Here is a 1,111-nt window from a genome sequence, read left to right on the forward strand (position 1 = left end):
CGCCACGCTGGACGACCTACGACAGCGTCTTTTTCGGCATCCCTCTTCCCGACTATATCGACGCAGGCCAACAGGAGCGCGCCTACACCTCGCCAATCTGGTATTCGCCATTCTGAGCGAACTGCTAGTTGGGACAAGGACGAAGCAAATAGGGAAGTTGCCTTCCACAGCCCACGAAGCGGCCATCCATGGAAATGTGTCTACGGCTGCCATGGGCTCGACCCGGTCATTCGAGCGTTGTTCTCAGGTGAATGAATAGACGCGTAGAGCTGACGTTCAGGGAGAAATTTTCGAAAACCCGACCATGAATGGCTGTTTCGCCGAGGAGCGGACGGTGGCGAAAAATTTGGCTATGTCCGAGTCGCGGACGTTTCTGCCGGTCGCTGATTCAGCGAAATCGACCACTTCGTCGCGACCATATCCTGGTGTTGGCCCCGGAGGTGCAGAATGTTTCCCGAAAGCCGCCGTTCGCGACTGTCAAAAACGGCCGCAACCCGACCAAAAGGACTTTGAGGCCGGGAGAATTTCGACGGCCCCGAATGTGTTCTCATTCGGCGGGTTTTCTACATTGATGTAAATCAATGAAAAAAACTCGCTGTCTCCATAAACTGGTGCTTGGGTTGGGGGTGATGTGGTTTACTGCGTTCTCACCTCGTATTTTGCAGTCTTGTTGTGTCCTGTGACGAGACACTCCCAGCCCGAACATTTTGAAAGGGCTCGCCCGCGACAATCAAGCCGGCGAACATCTTAGTGTGATAGGGGAGGCAAGACGATGCAGAATGCCCGTGCACCGATCGTTGCGGCAATCATTTCTCTGGTGGTTCCGTTCTGCACACCTGTGGCAGCGCAAACGACCGGCAACCAGCAGAGATACGATCCCCCTTCGGTGTCATTTCTCGTATCGACATGGAAAAGGCATTCAAAGAAAAAATCGGACAGACGTTTCGCAGATACACCATACTTGGTGCCTGCAACCCGAAACTGGCTCACAGGGCGCTAACCGCTCGGCCCGATGTCGGATTGTTGTTGCCCTGTGACGTGGTTGTTGAGCAGTGCGAGAGCGGGTCTATTGTGAGATTCGTGGACGCCCGTCAAATGATGAGCATCGGGG

At 54.5% G+C, this 1,111-nt stretch carries 2 protein-coding genes; both read left to right on the forward strand.

Features of this window, described 5'->3' with window-relative positions; all coding sequences use genetic code 11:
• Positions 1-116: DUF3604 domain-containing protein (locus AC2FMD_RS03665; protein ID WP_496794674.1), on the forward strand; the 116-nt coding region annotated here is incomplete at its 5' end.
• Positions 117-906: 790 nt separating this feature from the next.
• The coding region (locus AC2FMD_RS03670) for a DUF302 domain-containing protein (protein WP_496794673.1) at positions 907-1,111 on the forward strand (205 nt) is incomplete at its 3' end.

The organism is Ruegeria sp. BHSC276, from assembly GCF_059612945.1.